A 15,639-nucleotide genomic window follows, 5' to 3' on the forward strand; every position below is an offset into this window, starting at 1 on the left:
CGCTTCGGAAGCGTTCTCATCAAAACAGAACCTTGCGAGAAATCATCGACAAACAGAGGAATGCGCGGATGATCCGTGCATTTTTGCGCAAGTTAGGCATAATACGCGGCTTCGAATTTTGACCCCGACAGACCTTTTCTTATGCATAAAGAACCTCGTAAGGTCCGTGAATTTCGTCGCCGCGAGCAGGAAATTCTCGATACCGCGCTCAAGCTGTTCCTCGACCAAGGTGAAGACAGTGTCACCGTCGAGATGATTGCTGATGCCGTCGGTATCGGCAAAGGCACAATCTACAAGCACTTCAAGTCCAAGGCGGAGATTTACCTGCGCCTGATGCTCGACTACGAGCGCGACCTGAACGAGCTGTTGCATTCGGCCGACGTCGACAAGGACAAGGAAGCCCTGTCCCGGGCCTACTTCGAATTCCGCATGCGCGATCCGCAACGCTACCGCTTGTTCGATCGCCTTGAGGAAAAGGTGGTCAAGGGCAACCAGGTCCCGGAGATGATCGAGGAGCTGCACAAGATCCGCGCCTCGAACTTCGAACGCCTGACGCTGCTCATCAAGGGCCGGATCAGCGAAGGCAAACTTGAAGACGTGCCTCCATACTTCCATTACTGCGCATCCTGGGCGCTGGTGCACGGCGCGGTGGCGCTGTATCACTCGCCGTTCTGGAGCAATGTGCTGGAAGATCAGGAAGGTTTCTTCCAGTTCCTGATGGACATCGGTGTACGCATGGGCAACAAGCGCAAGCGTGATACCGACACCCCGAGCAGCTGAGTTATCCCGCTGCGTCATCGCGCCATGATTTCGCTATATGGCGCAGTACCACAGTAATATACTCAGGCATGGGGCTTGCTAAAACTTGATTTGTGAGTCAAGTTTCAGTGAGTCCGATTTCCCTGTGCCGGAGTGATCATGATCGTTGACCGTCAAGGCAGGCGTTTCCGCAATCTGCGAATCAGCCTGACTTCAGCCTGCAATTACGCCTGTACCTACTGCGTGCCGAACGGCAAGCGGCTGGTCGCTGCGCAGGATGAACTGTCGGCCGAGGCCATGGCCCGAGGCGTGGCGTACCTGATCGAAGCCGCCGGCATCGAGCGTTTACGGATAACCGGTGGCGAGCCACTGGTCAGTCCCAAGCTCGAAGCCTTCATGGCCGCCGTCGGCCAGATGGGGCTTGAAGACATCAGCCTGACCACCAACGGCCAGTTGCTGGCAAAAAAACTGCCATTGCTGGTCGACGCCGGTATCCGCCGTCTCAACGTCTCGCTCGATACCCTGGATGCCGGTGCATTCCGCAGTATTGCTCGCGGCGGCGATCTGGCGACGGTGCTCGATGGCATGGCGCAGGCCAGTGCCGCCGGTATGAAGATCAAGGTCAACATGGTGCCGTTGCGCGGACAGAACCTGGACCAGGTGATGCCCCTGCTCGAATACTGTCTGGAGCGCGGCTATGAGTTGCGCTTTATCGAGCTGATGCGCATGGGCCACCTTGCCAGTGACTCCAATGCGTTCGTACAGCAATTCGTCAGCCTGCAACAACTGTTGAGCCTGATCGGCCATCACCATGAATACCTTCAGGCCGATGCACCGGTCGATGCCACAGCGGTGCGCTACGAGATTCCGGGCCAAGGGTATTTCGGCGTGATTGCCAACGAAAGCGTGCCCTTCTGCCGAACGTGCTCGCGCTTGCGCCTGTCCTCGACCGGCTGGCTGCATGGCTGCCTGTCGTCGAGCAACCGCCACTACGTTGGCGATCTGCTGGACAAGCCGCGTCATCAAGCCTTGCCGGCCTTGCAGCGCTTGCTGATGAAAGCCTTGGGCGACAAGCAGGATGTGGCGTTTTCCGGCGGGGCGACTGTCATGAAGATCATCGGCGGCTGATCCTGTCCTGATCCTGTAGGAGCGAGCTTGCTCGCGATGGTGGCTCAGACACCGCCGAGGTATCAAGCTGGCGCGGAAGCTGCATCCCATGGCCATTCGCCGGTTTTCCGTCACCGGCTCCTGGAGGGTAGGATGCGTAGCCTGGTTTTGCTGCTGGCCGTTTTGGCGCTTGGTGGCTGCATGAATGTCAGCGACATGGCTGAAGGGACTCGCTACCACATGAGCGACGCGGGTCTGCTCGACCACAGCGATAGCCGTCGCGTGAACAACCTGCGCATTCAACCGGATTCGTTTGTGTACATCGCCCAGGGTGCCTTTGCGCCGCCGAACAGTGCCGTGTATCCGCGACCCAATGTGATCGCCGAAGTCGCCTTTGACGGCTTTATCGAATACTTCCCGATGGTGCGCCGTGCTCGGGCGCCGGAAGGCCTGGACCAGGCCATGGGTGAAGCCCGTGCAGTGGGTGCCCATTATCTGCTCTATACCCGTTTCGCCAAGTCCGATGACCGTATCGGTAACTCTGACGAATGGCTGGACCAGGAAGCCGTGGACCGCCTCGGCGTCGACACGGGTGTCATTCAGGTCATGTTGATCGAGACCAGCACCCAGTATTTGATTGATACTGCACGCATCAAGAGTCGTGGCGGTTTACTGACGTTCCACGACAAAAAGCCGGAAGACCTGATGGGCCCGCCGCTGGAACAATATGCGCGCAGCCTGCTGGGGCTCAGTGACCAGTAATCGTCAGGAGAACGCCATGAGTGGCCCGCAAAAAGCCAACGACCTGTTGGGGCAGATCCCCAAGACCCAAGGCTTGCCACCGGTCCACTTGTGGAACCCTGCGTTCTGCGGCGACATCGACATGCGCATCGCTCGCGACGGCACTTGGTATTACCTGGGCACGCCGATCGGGCGCAAGCCGATGGTCAAGCTGTTCTCCACCATCATCCGCCGCGATGGCGATGATTATTTCCTGGTCACCCCGGTCGAGAAAGTCGGCATCAAGGTTGACGATGCGCCGTTCGTGGCGGTGACCCTGGATGTGCAAGGCGAGGGTGAGTCGCAAATCCTGCGCTTTACCACCAACGTCGAGGAAACCACCGAAGCCGGGCCCGACCATCCGATTCGCGTGGTGATCGATACTCGGACCGACGAACCCGCCCCTTACGTGCATGTGCGCACCAATCTCGAAGCCCTGATTCATCGCAATGTGTTCTACCAGATGGTGGAGCTGGCGGTGAGTCGCGAGATCGATGGGCAGCAGTGGTTGGGGGTTTGGAGTGGTGGCCAATTCTTCCCCATTGGTCTCGAGCCCTGACCTGAAATCTCACGAGTGAGAGATCCCAGTGGGAGCGGGCTTGCTCGCGATGGCGGTGTGTCAGTCAATCAATGCTCATCTGACACACCGCAATCGCGGGCAAGCCCGCTCCCACATGTAAAAAAGTGGTTCTCCTGAAATTCAAATTGACACCCAATCATATGATGATTAGCGTAGGCCTCCACAGTAATCAGGTCCGAGGTGTCCATGTCCAGCAGCTTTCATGCATCAACAGTCGATTGGCTGGGTTGCTGGATTGCCGCGAGCCATGTGAAGCCAGGCGAAGCCCTCAAGGTTGAGGCCGATCTGGGTGAGCAACTCGGCGTCAGTCGTACGGTCATTCGCGAAGCCATCAAAACCCTGGTTGCCAAGGGCATGCTCGAAGTCGGGCCGAAGGTCGGCACACGGGTGCTACCGGTGCGACGCTGGAACCTCTTCGATCCGCAAGTTGTCGGCTGGCTGTCGCGCAGCGGTCTGCCGGAGAACTTCGTCGACGACCTGTTGGACTTGCGTCGCACCATCGAACCCATGGCGGTGCGCTGGGCATGCGAGCGAGCGACGGTCGAGCAGGTGGAGGCGATTCTGCTGGCTTACAACGCCCTGGAGCGCGCGGTCAGCAGCGATGCGGATTACAACCGGGCTGATCGCTGCTTCCACGAGTGCATCCTCGCCGCCAGCCACAACCAATTCATCGAGCAGATGGTCCCGGCGCTCGGCGCGTTGCTGGCGGTGTCGTTCGAAGTGTCCGCCGCCGACCCTGACGAACTGCGCCGCACGCTGCCCATCCACAAGGAGATGGCCGACGCCATCGCCGCTCGGGATTCGGCGCGGGGCGTGTGGGCTTGCATGACGCTGATCGATAATGCGGACCTGGCGATCAAACGTTTTTACCCACAGGTCATGGCCGACAAGAAAGCAGGCTGACCTGGCTCTCCCAATAAAAACAACAATGCCGGAGGTTTCATGAGTTTCACCGCAGTCACCGAACACCGTGCGCAATTGGGTGAAGGGCCGTTCTGGGACGCACCGACCCAGGCGCTGTATTGGGTCGATATCGCCGGGCGTCAGGCACTGCGCCTGATCGGAGCCAACGTGCAGATCTGGCAGATGCCCGAGCACGTGTCCGCCTTCATTCCCTGTGAAAGTGGCGACGCACTGGTGACGTTGAGCAGTGGCGTCTATCGGCTGGACCTCGATTCGCCCGGTCTTGAACCCAGGCTGACGCTGTTCTGCGTTGCCGACCCCCAACCTGGCAATCGGGGTAACGAAGCCCGTTGCGATGCGCAGGGCCGGCTCTGGCTCGGCACCATGCAGAACAACATTGGTGAAAGCGGTGAAGACCTGCCGTTGGAGAGACGCAGCGGCGGTCTGTTTCGCGTCGACCGGGATGCGCGGGTCACGCCGTTGCTGCGTGGGCTGGGTATTCCCAACACCCTGTTGTGGAGCGATGACGCCACCACGCTGTATTTCGCCGACAGCCTGGACGGCGTGCTCTACCAGTATTTCATCCGCACCGATGGCGGTCTGGAGCCGGCGCAAGTGTGGTTCGGCCCCCATGAGCGCGGCGGGCCGGACGGGTCGGCGATGGATGCTGAAGGTTTCATCTGGAACGCACGGTGGGACGGCAGTTGTCTGCTCAGGCTGACCCCGCAGGGGCAGGTCGATCAGGTGATCGAGCTACCCGTCAGTCGCCCTACCAGCTGTGTATTTGGCGGCGCGGACCTGAAAACGCTCTACGTCACCAGTGCCGCGAGCCCGAAGAATCATCCATTGGACGGCGCGGTGCTGGCCATTGAGGTCGATGTGCCCGGAAAGCTCTGTACGAGATTTTCCGGTTAAATCCCAAAATATGGGATGTAAAATTATATATTGAGATTATTTGCCCGCCGGGTTTATAGTCAGATCCATCAGTTGCACGCACTCACACTTAAAAAGAATAAAACAGGTGAAGTGATGAAACGATTTACCTACAGGATTTTCAACCGGACATCGATGGATGCCCGGTTTTTGTCGTGCCTGGAAAAGGGAGTCGCGCTGCATGGCTGAGCTCCTTTCGCTGCCAGCGGTGCCCGAGCCGCCGCAGGGTGAGCGCCTGAAAGACAAGGTCGTACTGCTGACCGGCGCAGCCCAGGGCATCGGCGAGGCAATCGTTGCGGCCTTCGCCTGCCAGCAGGCCCGATTGATCATCAGTGATATCCAGGGCGAGAAGGTCGAGGCAGTCGCTGCTCTCTGGCGCGACAAGGGCTTCGACGTCCAGGCGATCAGGGCCGACGTATCCAGCCCACAGGACTTGCATGCTATGGCACGGCTGGCGGTCGAGCGTTACGGCCGCATCGACGTGCTGGTCAACTGCGCAGGCGTCAATGTATTTCGCGATCCCCTGCAAATGACCGAGGAAGACTGGCGCCGTTGTTTCGCCATCGACCTGGACGGAGCCTGGTTCGGTTGCAAGGCCGTACTGCCACAGATGATCGAACAGGGTGTCGGCAGCATCATCAACATCGCTTCGACCCATTCCAGCCACATCATTCCAGGCTGTTTTCCCTATCCGGTGGCCAAGCACGGGTTGCTCGGCCTGACCCGTGCGCTGGGCATCGAGTACGCGCCCAAGGGCATTCGGGTCAACGCCATCGCCCCAGGCTACATCGAAACCCAACTGAACATCGATTACTGGAACGGTTTTGCCGACCCGCACGCCGAGCGTCAACGGGCGTTCGACCTGCATCCACCACGGCGCATCGGCCAGCCCATGGAAGTGGCGATGACCGCGGTGTTCCTGGCCAGTGATGAAGCGCCCTTCATCAATGCTTCATGCATCACCATCGATGGTGGTCGCTCGGTGCTGTACCACGACTGAGTAACCGGGGTTCCAGGCGCTAAAGTGCGGCTGTAATTCAATCATCATATAATATGACTATTTGCAGTAACCTTTGATTGGCTTTCAACTAACGCTCAAAAAAAATAACAAGGAGTCAGCTTATGAATCGTCGTCGTGGGATCCGTTCCCTGTGCCGTGTTGCCTTGGCGGTTACCGCCGTCAGCCTGAGCAGTACGCTGCTGGCTGCCGAGGAAATCAAAATCGGTTTTCTGGTGAAGCAGGCGGAAGAGCCCTGGTTCCAGACCGAATGGGCCTTCGCGGAAAAAGCCGGCAAGGACAAGGGCTTCACCGTGATCAAGATTGCCGTGCCGGACGGCGAGAAAACCCTCTCTGCCATCGACAGCCTTGCCGCCAACGGCGCCAAGGGTTTCGTGATCTGTCCGCCGGACGTCTCCCTGGGCCCGGCAATCATGGCCAAGGCCAAGCTCAACGGTTTGAAAGTGATTGCCGTGGATGACCGCTTCGTCGATGCCAGCGGCAAATTCATGGAAGACGTGCCGTACCTCGGGATGGCGGCTTACGAGGTCGGGCAGAAGCAGGGCGCGGCGATGGCCACCGAAGCGAAAAAACGTGGCTGGGACTGGAAAGACACCTACGCGGTGATCAACACCTACAACGAACTGGACACAGGCAAGAAGCGCACCGACGGTTCGGTCAAGGCATTGGAAGACGCCGGGATGCCGAAGGATCACATCCTGTTCTCGGCGCTCAAGACCCTCGACGTGCCGGGCAGCATGGACGCCACCAACTCTGCATTGGTGAAACTGCCGGGCGCGGCAAAAAACCTGATCATTGGCGGCATGAACGACAACACCGTGCTGGGCGGCGTGCGCGCCACCGAAAGCGCCGGGTTTGCGGCGGCCAACGTGATCGGCATCGGCATCAACGGCACCGATGCCATCGGTGAACTGAAAAAGCCCAACAGCGGTTTCTTCGGTTCGATGCTGCCCAGCCCGCACATCGAAGGCTATAACACCGCCAGCATGATGTTCGAGTGGGTCACCACCGGCAAGGAGCCGCCGAAGTACACCGCCATGGACGACGTGACGCTGATCACTCGGGACAACTTCAAGCAGGAACTGGAAAAAATCGGCCTGTGGAACTGAGGCTCGATTGATTTCCCCGGCGGCCCTGGCAACGGGGCTGCCTGATCCGTGGGATGAGGTGGTTTATGCACGCGCAAGTACAAACACAACAAGACAGCGCCGGCGGCAGTTTACGTTTCAACGGGATCGGTAAGACCTTTCCCGGCGTCAAGGCGCTGGACGGCATCAGCTTCGTCGCACATCCAGGCCAGGTCCATGCCTTGATGGGCGAGAACGGCGCCGGCAAGTCGACCCTGCTGAAAATCCTCGGCGGTGCCTACACGCCCAGCAGCGGCGATTTACAGATCGGTGAACGGACGATGGCCTTCAAGTCCACGGCCGACAGCATCGCCAGCGGGGTGGCGGTGATTCACCAGGAGCTGCACTTGGTGCCGGAAATGACCGTCGCCGAAAACCTGTTTCTCGGGCATCTGCCCGCCAGTTTCGGCCTGATCAATCGCGGCGCGTTGCGCCAGCAGGCGTTGGCCTGCCTCAAGGGCCTGGCGGACGAAATCGACCCGCAGGAGAAAGTCGGGCGCCTGTCTCTTGGTCAGCGGCAACTGGTGGAAATCGCCAAGGCCCTGTCCCGAGGCGCGCACGTGATCGCCTTTGACGAACCGACCAGCAGCCTGTCGGCGCGGGAGATCGATCGCTTGATGGCAATCATTGGTCGCCTGCGCGATGAAGGCAAAGTGGTGCTCTACGTGTCCCATCGCATGGAAGAAGTGTTCCGCATCTGCAACGCGGTGACGGTCTTCAAGGACGGCCGCTACGTGCGTACCTTCGAGGACATGAGCGAGCTGACCCACGATCAACTGGTCACTTGCATGGTCGGCCGCGACATCCAGGACATCTACGATTACCGTCCGCGCAAGCGGGGGGCGGTGGCGTTGCGAGCCGATGGCCTCCTCGGGCCGGGCTTGCGCGAGCCGATGAGTTTCGACGCACACAAAGGCGAGATCCTCGGCCTGTTCGGGCTGGTGGGTGCCGGGCGCACGGAGCTGTTCCGCCTGCTCAGTGGCCTGGAGCGCAGCAGCGCCGGACGCCTGGAATTGCGCGGTCATGAATTGCAACTACGCTCACCCCGGGACGCGATCGCCGCCGGCATTCTGCTGTGTCCGGAGGACCGCAAGAAGGAGGGCATCATTCCGTTGGGCAGTGTCGCCGAAAACATCAACATCAGCGCACGCCCGGCCCATTCCGGTTTCCGCTGCCTGATTCGCGGGCTCTGGGAAAAGGACAATGCTGACAAGCAGATCAAGGCGCTCAGGGTGAAAACGCCCCATGCCGGACAACAGATCAAGTTTCTCTCCGGCGGCAACCAGCAGAAGGCGATCCTCGGTCGATGGCTGTCGATGCCGATGAAGGTGCTGCTGCTCGACGAGCCCACTCGTGGCATCGACATCGGCGCCAAGGCCGAGATCTACCAGATCATTCATAACCTGGCCGACAGTGGGATCGCGGTCATCGTGGTGTCCAGCGACCTGATGGAAGTCATGGGCATTTCCGACCGGATCCTGGTGATGTGCGAAGGGGCAATGCGTGGCGAGCTAAGCCGCGAACAGGCCAATGAATCCAACCTGCTGCAACTGGCTTTGCCGCGCCAACGCGCTGACGGCGTGGCGAACTGAGAGGTGACTATGATGACAACCCAAAACGAAACCCTGCCGACGACGCGCAAACCGCTGGACCTGCGGCGCTTTCTCGATGACTGGGCGATGCTGGCGGCAGCGGTCGGTATCTTCGTGCTTTGCACACTGCTGATCGACAACTTCCTCTCGCCGCTCAACATGCGCGGCCTGGGCCTGGCGATCTCCACCACCGGCATTGCCGCGTGCACGATGCTGTATTGCCTGGCATCGGGGCATTTTGACTTGTCGGTAGGTTCGGTGATTGCCTGTGCCGGTGTGGTCGCGGCGGTGGTGATGCGTGACACCGACAGCGTATTCCTCGGCGTGGCGGCGGCGCTGTGCATGGGGCTGATCGTCGGGCTGATCAATGGCATCGTGATTGCCAAGCTGCGGGTCAATGCCTTGATCACTACGCTGGCGACCATGCAAATCGTGCGTGGCCTGGCCTACATCTTCGCCAACGGCAAAGCGGTGGGCGTGTCCCAGGAATCGTTCTTCGTCTACGGCAACGGCCAGTTGTTCGGCGTACCGGTGCCGATCCTGATCACCATCGTTTGCTTCCTGTTTTTCGGCTGGCTGCTGAACTACACCACGTACGGACGCAACACCATGGCCATCGGTGGCAACCAGGAAGCGGCGTTGCTGGCCGGCGTCAACGTTGACCGGACCAAGATCATCATCTTCGCCGTGCACGGCGTGATCGGCGCATTGGCCGGGGTGATCCTGGCGTCGCGCATGACTTCGGGCCAGCCAATGATTGGCCAGGGTTTTGAACTGACGGTAATTTCGGCTTGCGTTCTGGGTGGCGTATCGCTCAGTGGCGGTATTGGCATGATCCGGCATGTGATTGCCGGGGTGTTGATTCTGGCGATCATCGAGAATGCCATGAACCTCAAGAACATCGACACCTTCTACCAGTATGTGATTCGCGGTTCGATCCTGCTGTTGGCGGTGGTGATTGACCGGTTGAAGCAGCGTTGAGAATCGTGTTGATCTGATATTGCCAATCGCGACGGTTCGACGCCTCGACAAGCTCGCTCCTACAGTTGAAATGCGATCACTGTAGGAGCGAGCTTGTCGAGGCGTCGAACCGTCGCGATTGACCGCGCAGCGGTCAGCCCTCCACCTGTCACCTCCCTTAAATATTCCTTGCCCGTAACAGCATGTTTCGGGTATCAATTTGTACATGATTAGACAGGTACGATTCGACAAGAAACAACGGGTGGTCGACGAACTCATCCGGCGCATTGAAAGCGGTCTGTTGGAGGACGGTTTTCTATTGCCGGGTGAGCATCAGTTGGCTCAAGAATTCAAGGTCAGCCGCGGCACGCTGCGTGAAGCGCTGGCCGAACTGAAACGGCGCAAATACATTGCGACCCAAAGCGGAGTAGGTTCCATCGTCACTTTCGACGGCGTGGTGCTTGATCAGCGCAGCGGCTGGGCGCAGGCACTGGCCGACAGCGGGGCGCTGGTCAATACCGAAGTACTGCGGCTGGAGGCGGTCACGCGACCGGACCTGCTGTCGCGCTTTGGCACCGACCAGTTCATCACACTCGACCGCCGCCGTCGCGCCAACGACGGCACGCTGGTCTCCCTTGAACGCTCATTGATGCCTGCCACCGGGGGCCTGGAAAGCCTGCCGCGAGTCGGCCTGATCGACAACTCCCTGACCATTACCCTGGCCGCCTACGGCTACATCGGCGAACGCGGCGACCAGTGGATTGGCGCCGAACCCTTGAGTGCCGAAGACGCCCAGCTACTCGGACGCCCCACCGGCACCGTATTCCTCAAAGCGTTGCGGACGACCTACGACCGGCAAAACCGTTTCATGGAACAGGTCGAAAGCCTGCTCGATCCCGTACATTTTCGCCTGCACCTGCAATTTGGAAATACACAATGACGGCGCTCAATCGTGCCCTGGGCGCATTCTACGGACTGGCCCTGGGTGATGCGCTGGGCATGCCGACCCAATCGCTGAGCCGTGCCGAAATCCAGTCCCGTTTCGGCGAGATCACACGCCTGGAAGATGCAGGCCCCCATCAGCCGATTGCCGCCAACATGCCCAAGGGCTCCATCACCGATGACACCGAGCAGGCGATCCTGGTCGGCCAGTTGCTGGTTGATGGCCGGGGCACCATCGAACCTGCGTTGCTGGCGCAGCGACTGATCGAATGGGAAGCGGCGATGCAGGCCAAGGGCTCGCAGGATTTGCTCGGCCCGTCGACCAAGCGCGCCATCGAGATGATCCTTGCCGGCCATTCGCCTGAAGAAGCCGGGCGCTACGGCACCACCAACGGCGCGGCGATGCGCATTACACCGGTGGGCATTGCCGCCGATGTCGCCAAGCCACAGGCATTCATCGCTGCCGTGGTGCAGGCCTGCCAGGTCACCCATAACACCACGCTGGGCATCTCCAGTGCGGCGGCGGTGGCGGCGGTGGTCTCGGCCGGTATCAACGGCATGGATCTGGGCGAGGCGTTGAACCTCGGCCAGCAGATCGCACAGCAGGCCGAAGAGCATGGACACTGGGTCGCGGGCGGGCGCATTGCCTCGCGGATCAGTTGGGCGCGTACCATCAGCGTTGATCGTGACAAGGCGTTGCTTGCGGATCTGCTTTACGACGTGATCGGCACGTCCGTGGCGTCGCAGGAGTCGGTGGTGGTTTCGTTCGCGTTGGCGCAGCAAGTGGCCATCGGTGAGATGAATGCCTTCGACGCGCTGTGCATGGCCGCCGGCCTGGGTGGCGACACCGACACCATCGCGGCGATTCTCGGGGCTATGCTGGGGGCCTGCCTGGGCCTTGAAAGCTGGCCAGCCTCGATGATCGAGCAGGTCAAGACTGTCAACGGGTTGAAGCTGGAGCCTTTGGTGCAAGGGCTTCTCGCACTGCGCTGACGCACACCCTGTAGGAGCGGGCTTGCCCGCAATGGTCGTCAACGATAACGCGGGATGTCTGAATCCCCGCGGTGTCTGGGCTACCATCGCGAGCAACCTCGCTCCTACAGGGGTGCACCGCTTTATCGAATTATTCACCGCAATGGATCGCACAACACGGCCAGGACCGCCGGGATGTTTTGTCGATTTCTGCAATTGCCCACAAGCACAAAAATGGCAACAGGAGCCTTTTACATGAGTTCATCAAACGTCGGGCAAAGCGCCGGGCAACTGGAGACCCGGGGGATCGAACCGGTACCGGAAGCGGAGTGCAACGGGCATCCGCTGCAACTGTTCTGGGTCTGGTTCGCCGCCAACATTTCCATCCTCGGCCTGCCGCTGGGGGCCACGTTGGTAGCGTTTCGGGGGTTGGCGATCTGGCAGGCGATCATCGTCGCGATTCTCGGGGCCGCCGGTTCCTTCGCGGTGGTGGGGATCATTTCCATTGCCGGTCGTCGTGGCCGAGCACCGAGCCTGACGCTGTCGCGGGCGATCTTCGGCGTGCGCGGCAACATCGGCCCGACGCTGGTTTCGCTGATGTCGCGTCTGGGTTGGGAAACCGTCAACACCACCACTGCGGCCTTCGTACTGCTGTCGTTGTGTTCGATCCTGTTCGGCTCGCCGGTGGAAGCGAAAAGCGCACCTTTGCTGACGCTGGTCTTCATCGCGATTTTCGTGCTCCTGACGTTGTCGGTGTCGGGGCTAGGCCACGCGACGCTGCTGGTGATCCAAAAATGGGCGACCTATGTGTTTGGGGCGCTGAACATTCTGGTGGGCGGCTTCCTCTGCGCCACCATCGACTGGAGTGCCGTGTTCAACGCCACGCCGGCGCCGATGAGCGCAATGATCATCGGCATCGGCACCATGGCGGCGGGCACCGGTATCGGTTGGGCCAATGCCGGTGCCGACATGTCGCGCTACCAGCATCGCAGCGTCAAGGCCGTGCGCCTGGTTGCATCGGCAGCGTTTGGTGCCGGCATTCCACTGGTGCTGCTGATCACCCTCGGCGGCCTGCTGTCGGTGGGCAACAATGACCTGGCGTCGGCCACTGACCCGATCGTCGCGATTCGCGACATGCTGCCGACCTGGATGGCGGTGCCGTACCTGATCACCGCATTTGGCGGTCTGCTGCTGTCCAACAACCTGTCGGTGTACTCCGCTGGCCTGACTACGTTGACCCTGGGCCTGAAGGTCAAGCGCGTGTACGCGGTGGTGGTCGACATCGTGGCGATCTTCGCCGGCTCCATCTACTTCATGCTGATCGCTGACAGCTTCTACGGCCCGTTCATCACGTTCATTTCCCTGCTGGCGGTGCCGATCACGGCCTGGGTCGGGATCTTTGTAGTCGACCTGATTCACCGTCACTACTACAGCCCTGCCGACTTGCTGGATGTCACCCCGAGCAGCGCCTACTGGTATCGCGGCGGCGTCGAATGGCGGGCGTTCGGTGCCTGGGCCGTGGCGATCGTGCTGGGTTTCAGCTTCACCACGATTGGCACCACCGAACAGACCGTTTGGTTTCGCGGTTTCCTCTCCGACTCCTGGCTCGGTCATAACGGCTTGGGCTGGATCGTGACGTTCCTGGTCGCCGGTGGGATTTACGCTGTACTCGGCGGGGCCAGGGATCGTCGTGCTGCCGTGATTGAGAATGCTCATGCCTAAGTTGTTACACACCGGCCAGGTCATCATCGACCTGGTCATGGCGGTAGACAAGCTGCCACCACCGGGTGGCGATGTGTTGGCCCAGTCCGCCGATTTTGAGGTCGGCGGCGGCTTCAATGTGATGGCCGCTGCGCAGCGCAATGGCTTGCCAGTGGTTTACCTCGGGCGTCATGGCAATGGTCGTTTCGGCGACCTGGCCCGGGCGGCGATGGCGGCTGAAGGCATTCACCTTGGCATCGTCCAGCCTGCCGAGCGCGATACCGGTTTGTGCGTGGCGGTTACCGAGGCGTCAGCCGAGCGCAGCTTCATTTCCTACATCGGTGCAGAAGGTGAGGTGTCCGCCGAGGAACTGGCCGGCGTGCCGGTCGAGGCGGGAGACTTTGTCTACGTCAGTGGCTATAGCCTGTCGCAGGTCGGCAAGGCCCAGGCCCTGTTGGATTGGGTGCTGGGACTGCCTGCGGCAATCAGCGTAGTGTTTGATCCGGGGCCACTGGTGGACTCACCGGATGCGCCGTTGTTGCGGGCCTTGATGCCGCGCATTGATGTGTGGACCAGCAACAGCGTTGAGGCGCTGAAGATCACCGGGGAATCGAACCTCGACGCAGCACTCGGTCAGTTGGCTGGATTGCTTTCGCCCAAGGTCATGATGGTGGTGCGTGACGGGCCTCGGGGCTGCTGGATCAATCAGGGTGGCATCCGCAGTCACGTACCGGGTTTCAAAGTCGAAGCGGTGGACAGCAACGGTGCCGGTGATGCCCATGCCGGGGTGTTCCTCGCCGGGTTGGCGCAAGGCCTGCCGGTGCTCGCGGCGGCGCGGCGGGCGAATGCAGCGGCGGCTTTGGCGGTGACGCGCTGGGGGCCGGCGACGGCGCCTGGGGCTGCTGAGGTGGATGCGTTTATCCGCCAGTCCTTATAGAGCCTGAGCTGGCCCCATCGCGAGCAGGCTCGCTCCCACGGCATTCCTTCTGCTGAATGCGTGCCCCTGTAGGAGCGAGCTTGCTCGCGAAGGGCCATCGGCTTCAACACAAAACTCTGGTGCCTGTACCGGCCCCATCGCGAGCAAGCTCGCTCCTACAGGGGCGTGTCCAATCTGTGGGAGCGGGCTTGCCCGCGAAGAGGCCATCAGCCTCATTGCAACACTCAAGACTCAGCCGGCCTTGCGCAACGCCTCGATCAACTCCTGCTTGCGCATCGTGGAGCGCCCCGGAATCTTCTTCGCCGAGGCTTCTTTCTTCAAGCTCGCTACGGTCTGGGTTTCTCGGGAGGCCTTGCTGCTTCGCGGGTGCCCCTCACGGCTGGCCACAGCGCGTCTCGAGGACTCCTTGCGATCTTCGGACTTCGCCCGCGCCGGCTTCTTGCGACCCGATCCGCTGCGCTCCCCGCCACCTGACTGTTTGTTGACCGTGGCCCAAGCCCGAGCCTCGGCTTCATCTTTCGACACTCCTTTGTGCTCGTAACTTTCCTCGATGTGTTCAGCCTTGCGTTTTTGCTCGGCGGTGTACTTGTCTTTGCTTCCACGAGGCATGGCAATTCTCCTGGTGTATGCATCGAAGGTCGCCACCGCTCGTGGCGGCGACCGGATATTTCGCGTCAGACATCCAGCTTGCGCGCCGCCTCGACCCCGGCGGCACTGAGCTTGATCGGCAGGTTCAACGAGTGCTCGCCAGCCTCGTTGCACACCACGTGACCCTGCTGGATCAACCCGCGCTCCTGCAGTGTGGCCAGGGTGCTGGCCACGACTTTCTCTCCCCGGTAATTGTCCAGGACCTCTTTACCCAGCCCGCTCGGATGAGCGTGCAGCAAACGGGTCAGGACTTCTTTCTCAAGGTTTTCATCGACGTTCATGGTTACCTCTTTCATGGCAATGGATTACTGGCGTGGCGATTTACTGATTGGCGCCGCCTTCGGAGCCCGAACCACCAGTGGTGGTTTTGGAGCGAGTGCCGGTATTGTCCGGAGTGGCGCCGTCTGGTACGCCTTGGCGTCCCGTGTCGTTGCCTTTGGTGCGTGGGTCGGTGCCGGTAGACGGCGGCAGGTTCTGATCGACGCCGCCGCCATCGGTGTTGATACCGGGCGCGCTTTGAATGGCTGGAGATTGAGGTTTGGTGACCGGGTCGGTCGGGCCTGTTCCTGAGGCGGTAGTGTCAGCGAACGCTGCAGAGGACAACAGGGTAGCGAAGGTGAGGGCGGTCAGTCGGGACATGAGCATGGTGTCGTCTCCATTTCATTAAGAGTCCTTACCTG

The 15,639-nt window shown here is 60.6% G+C and carries 17 protein-coding genes; 14 read left to right on the plus strand and 3 right to left on the minus strand.

From position 1 onward, the window contains the following. Window positions 1–141 precede the first annotated feature (141 nt). From AB4N64_RS03290 to AB4N64_RS03355, 14 genes are all read left to right on the plus strand, one after another. Window positions 142–780, plus strand: a complete 639-nt coding sequence (locus AB4N64_RS03290; RefSeq protein ID WP_008031613.1) for a TetR/AcrR family transcriptional regulator — start codon at window positions 142–144, stop codon at window positions 778–780. A gap of 138 nt (window positions 781–918) precedes the next feature. Continuing rightward, window positions 919–1,887 (plus strand): GTP 3',8-cyclase MoaA, encoded by a 969-nt coding sequence (locus AB4N64_RS03295; RefSeq protein WP_460121943.1) that lies wholly within the window; start codon window positions 919–921, stop codon window positions 1,885–1,887. Between the two features lie 132 nt (window positions 1,888–2,019). Beyond that, window positions 2,020–2,628, plus strand: coding sequence for a DUF4823 domain-containing protein (locus AB4N64_RS03300; RefSeq protein WP_460121945.1), 609 nt, complete (start codon window positions 2,020–2,022; stop codon window positions 2,626–2,628). A 16-nt stretch (window positions 2,629–2,644) separates the two neighbouring features. Then, the gene (locus AB4N64_RS03305) at window positions 2,645–3,205 is read left to right on the plus strand and encodes a DUF1285 domain-containing protein (protein ID WP_460121947.1); all 561 of its coding nucleotides are present in this window, start codon (window positions 2,645–2,647) and stop codon (window positions 3,203–3,205) included. 207 nt (window positions 3,206–3,412) lie between these two features. After that, the gene (locus AB4N64_RS03310) at window positions 3,413–4,129 is read left to right on the plus strand and encodes a FadR/GntR family transcriptional regulator (RefSeq protein ID WP_460121948.1); all 717 of its coding nucleotides are present in this window, start codon (window positions 3,413–3,415) and stop codon (window positions 4,127–4,129) included. A gap of 39 nt (window positions 4,130–4,168) precedes the next feature. Further along, on the plus strand, window positions 4,169–5,044 hold the full coding sequence (locus AB4N64_RS03315; protein ID WP_460121950.1) for an SMP-30/gluconolactonase/LRE family protein: 876 nt from the start codon (window positions 4,169–4,171) through the stop codon (window positions 5,042–5,044). A 199-nt stretch (window positions 5,045–5,243) separates the two neighbouring features. Beyond that, window positions 5,244–6,062, plus strand: a complete 819-nt coding sequence (locus AB4N64_RS03320) for an SDR family oxidoreductase (protein WP_460121952.1) — start codon at window positions 5,244–5,246, stop codon at window positions 6,060–6,062. Window positions 6,063–6,184: 122 nt separating this feature from the next. Further along, on the plus strand, window positions 6,185–7,189 hold the full coding sequence (locus AB4N64_RS03325; RefSeq protein ID WP_460121954.1) for a substrate-binding domain-containing protein: 1,005 nt from the start codon (window positions 6,185–6,187) through the stop codon (window positions 7,187–7,189). Between the two features lie 65 nt (window positions 7,190–7,254). Further along, window positions 7,255–8,799 (plus strand): L-arabinose ABC transporter ATP-binding protein AraG, encoded by a 1,545-nt coding sequence (gene araG, locus AB4N64_RS03330; RefSeq protein WP_460121955.1) that lies wholly within the window; start codon window positions 7,255–7,257, stop codon window positions 8,797–8,799. Between the two features lie 12 nt (window positions 8,800–8,811). Continuing rightward, window positions 8,812–9,780, plus strand: a complete 969-nt coding sequence (araH, locus tag AB4N64_RS03335) for an L-arabinose ABC transporter permease AraH (RefSeq protein WP_460121957.1) — start codon at window positions 8,812–8,814, stop codon at window positions 9,778–9,780. A gap of 205 nt (window positions 9,781–9,985) precedes the next feature. Next, window positions 9,986–10,699, plus strand: a complete 714-nt coding sequence (locus AB4N64_RS03340; RefSeq protein WP_460121959.1) for a GntR family transcriptional regulator — start codon at window positions 9,986–9,988, stop codon at window positions 10,697–10,699. Beyond that, the gene (locus AB4N64_RS03345) at window positions 10,696–11,694 is read left to right on the plus strand and encodes an ADP-ribosylglycohydrolase family protein (RefSeq protein WP_460121961.1); all 999 of its coding nucleotides are present in this window, start codon (window positions 10,696–10,698) and stop codon (window positions 11,692–11,694) included. Before AB4N64_RS03340 ends, AB4N64_RS03345 begins: the two co-directional genes overlap by 4 nt. 234 nt (window positions 11,695–11,928) lie before the next feature. Next, window positions 11,929–13,395, plus strand: a complete 1,467-nt coding sequence (locus AB4N64_RS03350; protein WP_460121963.1) for a purine-cytosine permease family protein — start codon at window positions 11,929–11,931, stop codon at window positions 13,393–13,395. Continuing rightward, on the plus strand, window positions 13,388–14,311 hold the full coding sequence (locus AB4N64_RS03355; RefSeq protein WP_460121965.1) for a PfkB family carbohydrate kinase: 924 nt from the start codon (window positions 13,388–13,390) through the stop codon (window positions 14,309–14,311). The genes AB4N64_RS03350 and AB4N64_RS03355 overlap by 8 nt, the downstream gene beginning before the upstream one ends. A 231-nt stretch (window positions 14,312–14,542) precedes the next feature. Here the strand turns inward: AB4N64_RS03355 and AB4N64_RS03360 are convergent, their stop codons facing one another. From AB4N64_RS03360 to AB4N64_RS03370, 3 genes are all read right to left on the minus strand, one after another. Next, window positions 14,543–14,920 carry a Rho termination factor N-terminal domain-containing protein gene (locus tag AB4N64_RS03360; protein WP_460121966.1) on the minus strand — a complete coding sequence of 126 codons (378 nt, stop codon included), beginning with the start codon at window positions 14,918–14,920 and terminating at the stop codon, window positions 14,543–14,545. A gap of 65 nt (window positions 14,921–14,985) precedes the next feature. Next, window positions 14,986–15,240: a hypothetical protein gene (locus AB4N64_RS03365; RefSeq protein WP_460121968.1), complete on the minus strand. Its 255-nt coding sequence runs from the start codon at window positions 15,238–15,240 to the stop codon at window positions 14,986–14,988. 40 nt (window positions 15,241–15,280) lie between these two features. After that, window positions 15,281–15,604: a hypothetical protein gene (locus tag AB4N64_RS03370; protein WP_460121970.1), complete on the minus strand. Its 324-nt coding sequence runs from the start codon at window positions 15,602–15,604 to the stop codon at window positions 15,281–15,283. Window positions 15,605–15,639: the final 35 nt, after the last annotated feature.

It is taken from the genome of Pseudomonas sp. S2_C03, from assembly GCF_054668405.1.

Coding starts and splice junctions, on each gene's coding strand:
- AB4N64_RS03290 (WP_008031613.1), top strand. CDS start 142: ATGCATAAAGAACCTCGTAAGGTCCGTGAATTTCGTCGCCGCGAGCAG.
- AB4N64_RS03295 (WP_460121943.1), top strand. CDS start 919: ATGATCGTTGACCGTCAAGGCAGGCGTTTCCGCAATCTGCGAATCAGC.
- AB4N64_RS03300 (WP_460121945.1), top strand. CDS start 2,020: ATGCGTAGCCTGGTTTTGCTGCTGGCCGTTTTGGCGCTTGGTGGCTGC.
- AB4N64_RS03305 (WP_460121947.1), top strand. CDS start 2,645: ATGAGTGGCCCGCAAAAAGCCAACGACCTGTTGGGGCAGATCCCCAAG.
- AB4N64_RS03310 (WP_460121948.1), top strand. CDS start 3,413: ATGTCCAGCAGCTTTCATGCATCAACAGTCGATTGGCTGGGTTGCTGG.
- AB4N64_RS03315 (WP_460121950.1), top strand. CDS start 4,169: ATGAGTTTCACCGCAGTCACCGAACACCGTGCGCAATTGGGTGAAGGG.
- AB4N64_RS03320 (WP_460121952.1), top strand. CDS start 5,244: ATGGCTGAGCTCCTTTCGCTGCCAGCGGTGCCCGAGCCGCCGCAGGGT.
- AB4N64_RS03325 (WP_460121954.1), top strand. CDS start 6,185: ATGAATCGTCGTCGTGGGATCCGTTCCCTGTGCCGTGTTGCCTTGGCG.
- araG (WP_460121955.1), top strand. CDS start 7,255: ATGCACGCGCAAGTACAAACACAACAAGACAGCGCCGGCGGCAGTTTA.
- araH (WP_460121957.1), top strand. CDS start 8,812: ATGACAACCCAAAACGAAACCCTGCCGACGACGCGCAAACCGCTGGAC.
- AB4N64_RS03340 (WP_460121959.1), top strand. CDS start 9,986: ATGATTAGACAGGTACGATTCGACAAGAAACAACGGGTGGTCGACGAA.
- AB4N64_RS03345 (WP_460121961.1), top strand. CDS start 10,696: ATGACGGCGCTCAATCGTGCCCTGGGCGCATTCTACGGACTGGCCCTG.
- AB4N64_RS03350 (WP_460121963.1), top strand. CDS start 11,929: ATGAGTTCATCAAACGTCGGGCAAAGCGCCGGGCAACTGGAGACCCGG.
- AB4N64_RS03355 (WP_460121965.1), top strand. CDS start 13,388: ATGCCTAAGTTGTTACACACCGGCCAGGTCATCATCGACCTGGTCATG.
- AB4N64_RS03360 (WP_460121966.1), bottom strand. CDS start 14,920: ATGCCTCGTGGAAGCAAAGACAAGTACACCGCCGAGCAAAAACGCAAG.
- AB4N64_RS03365 (WP_460121968.1), bottom strand. CDS start 15,240: ATGAACGTCGATGAAAACCTTGAGAAAGAAGTCCTGACCCGTTTGCTG.
- AB4N64_RS03370 (WP_460121970.1), bottom strand. CDS start 15,604: ATGCTCATGTCCCGACTGACCGCCCTCACCTTCGCTACCCTGTTGTCC.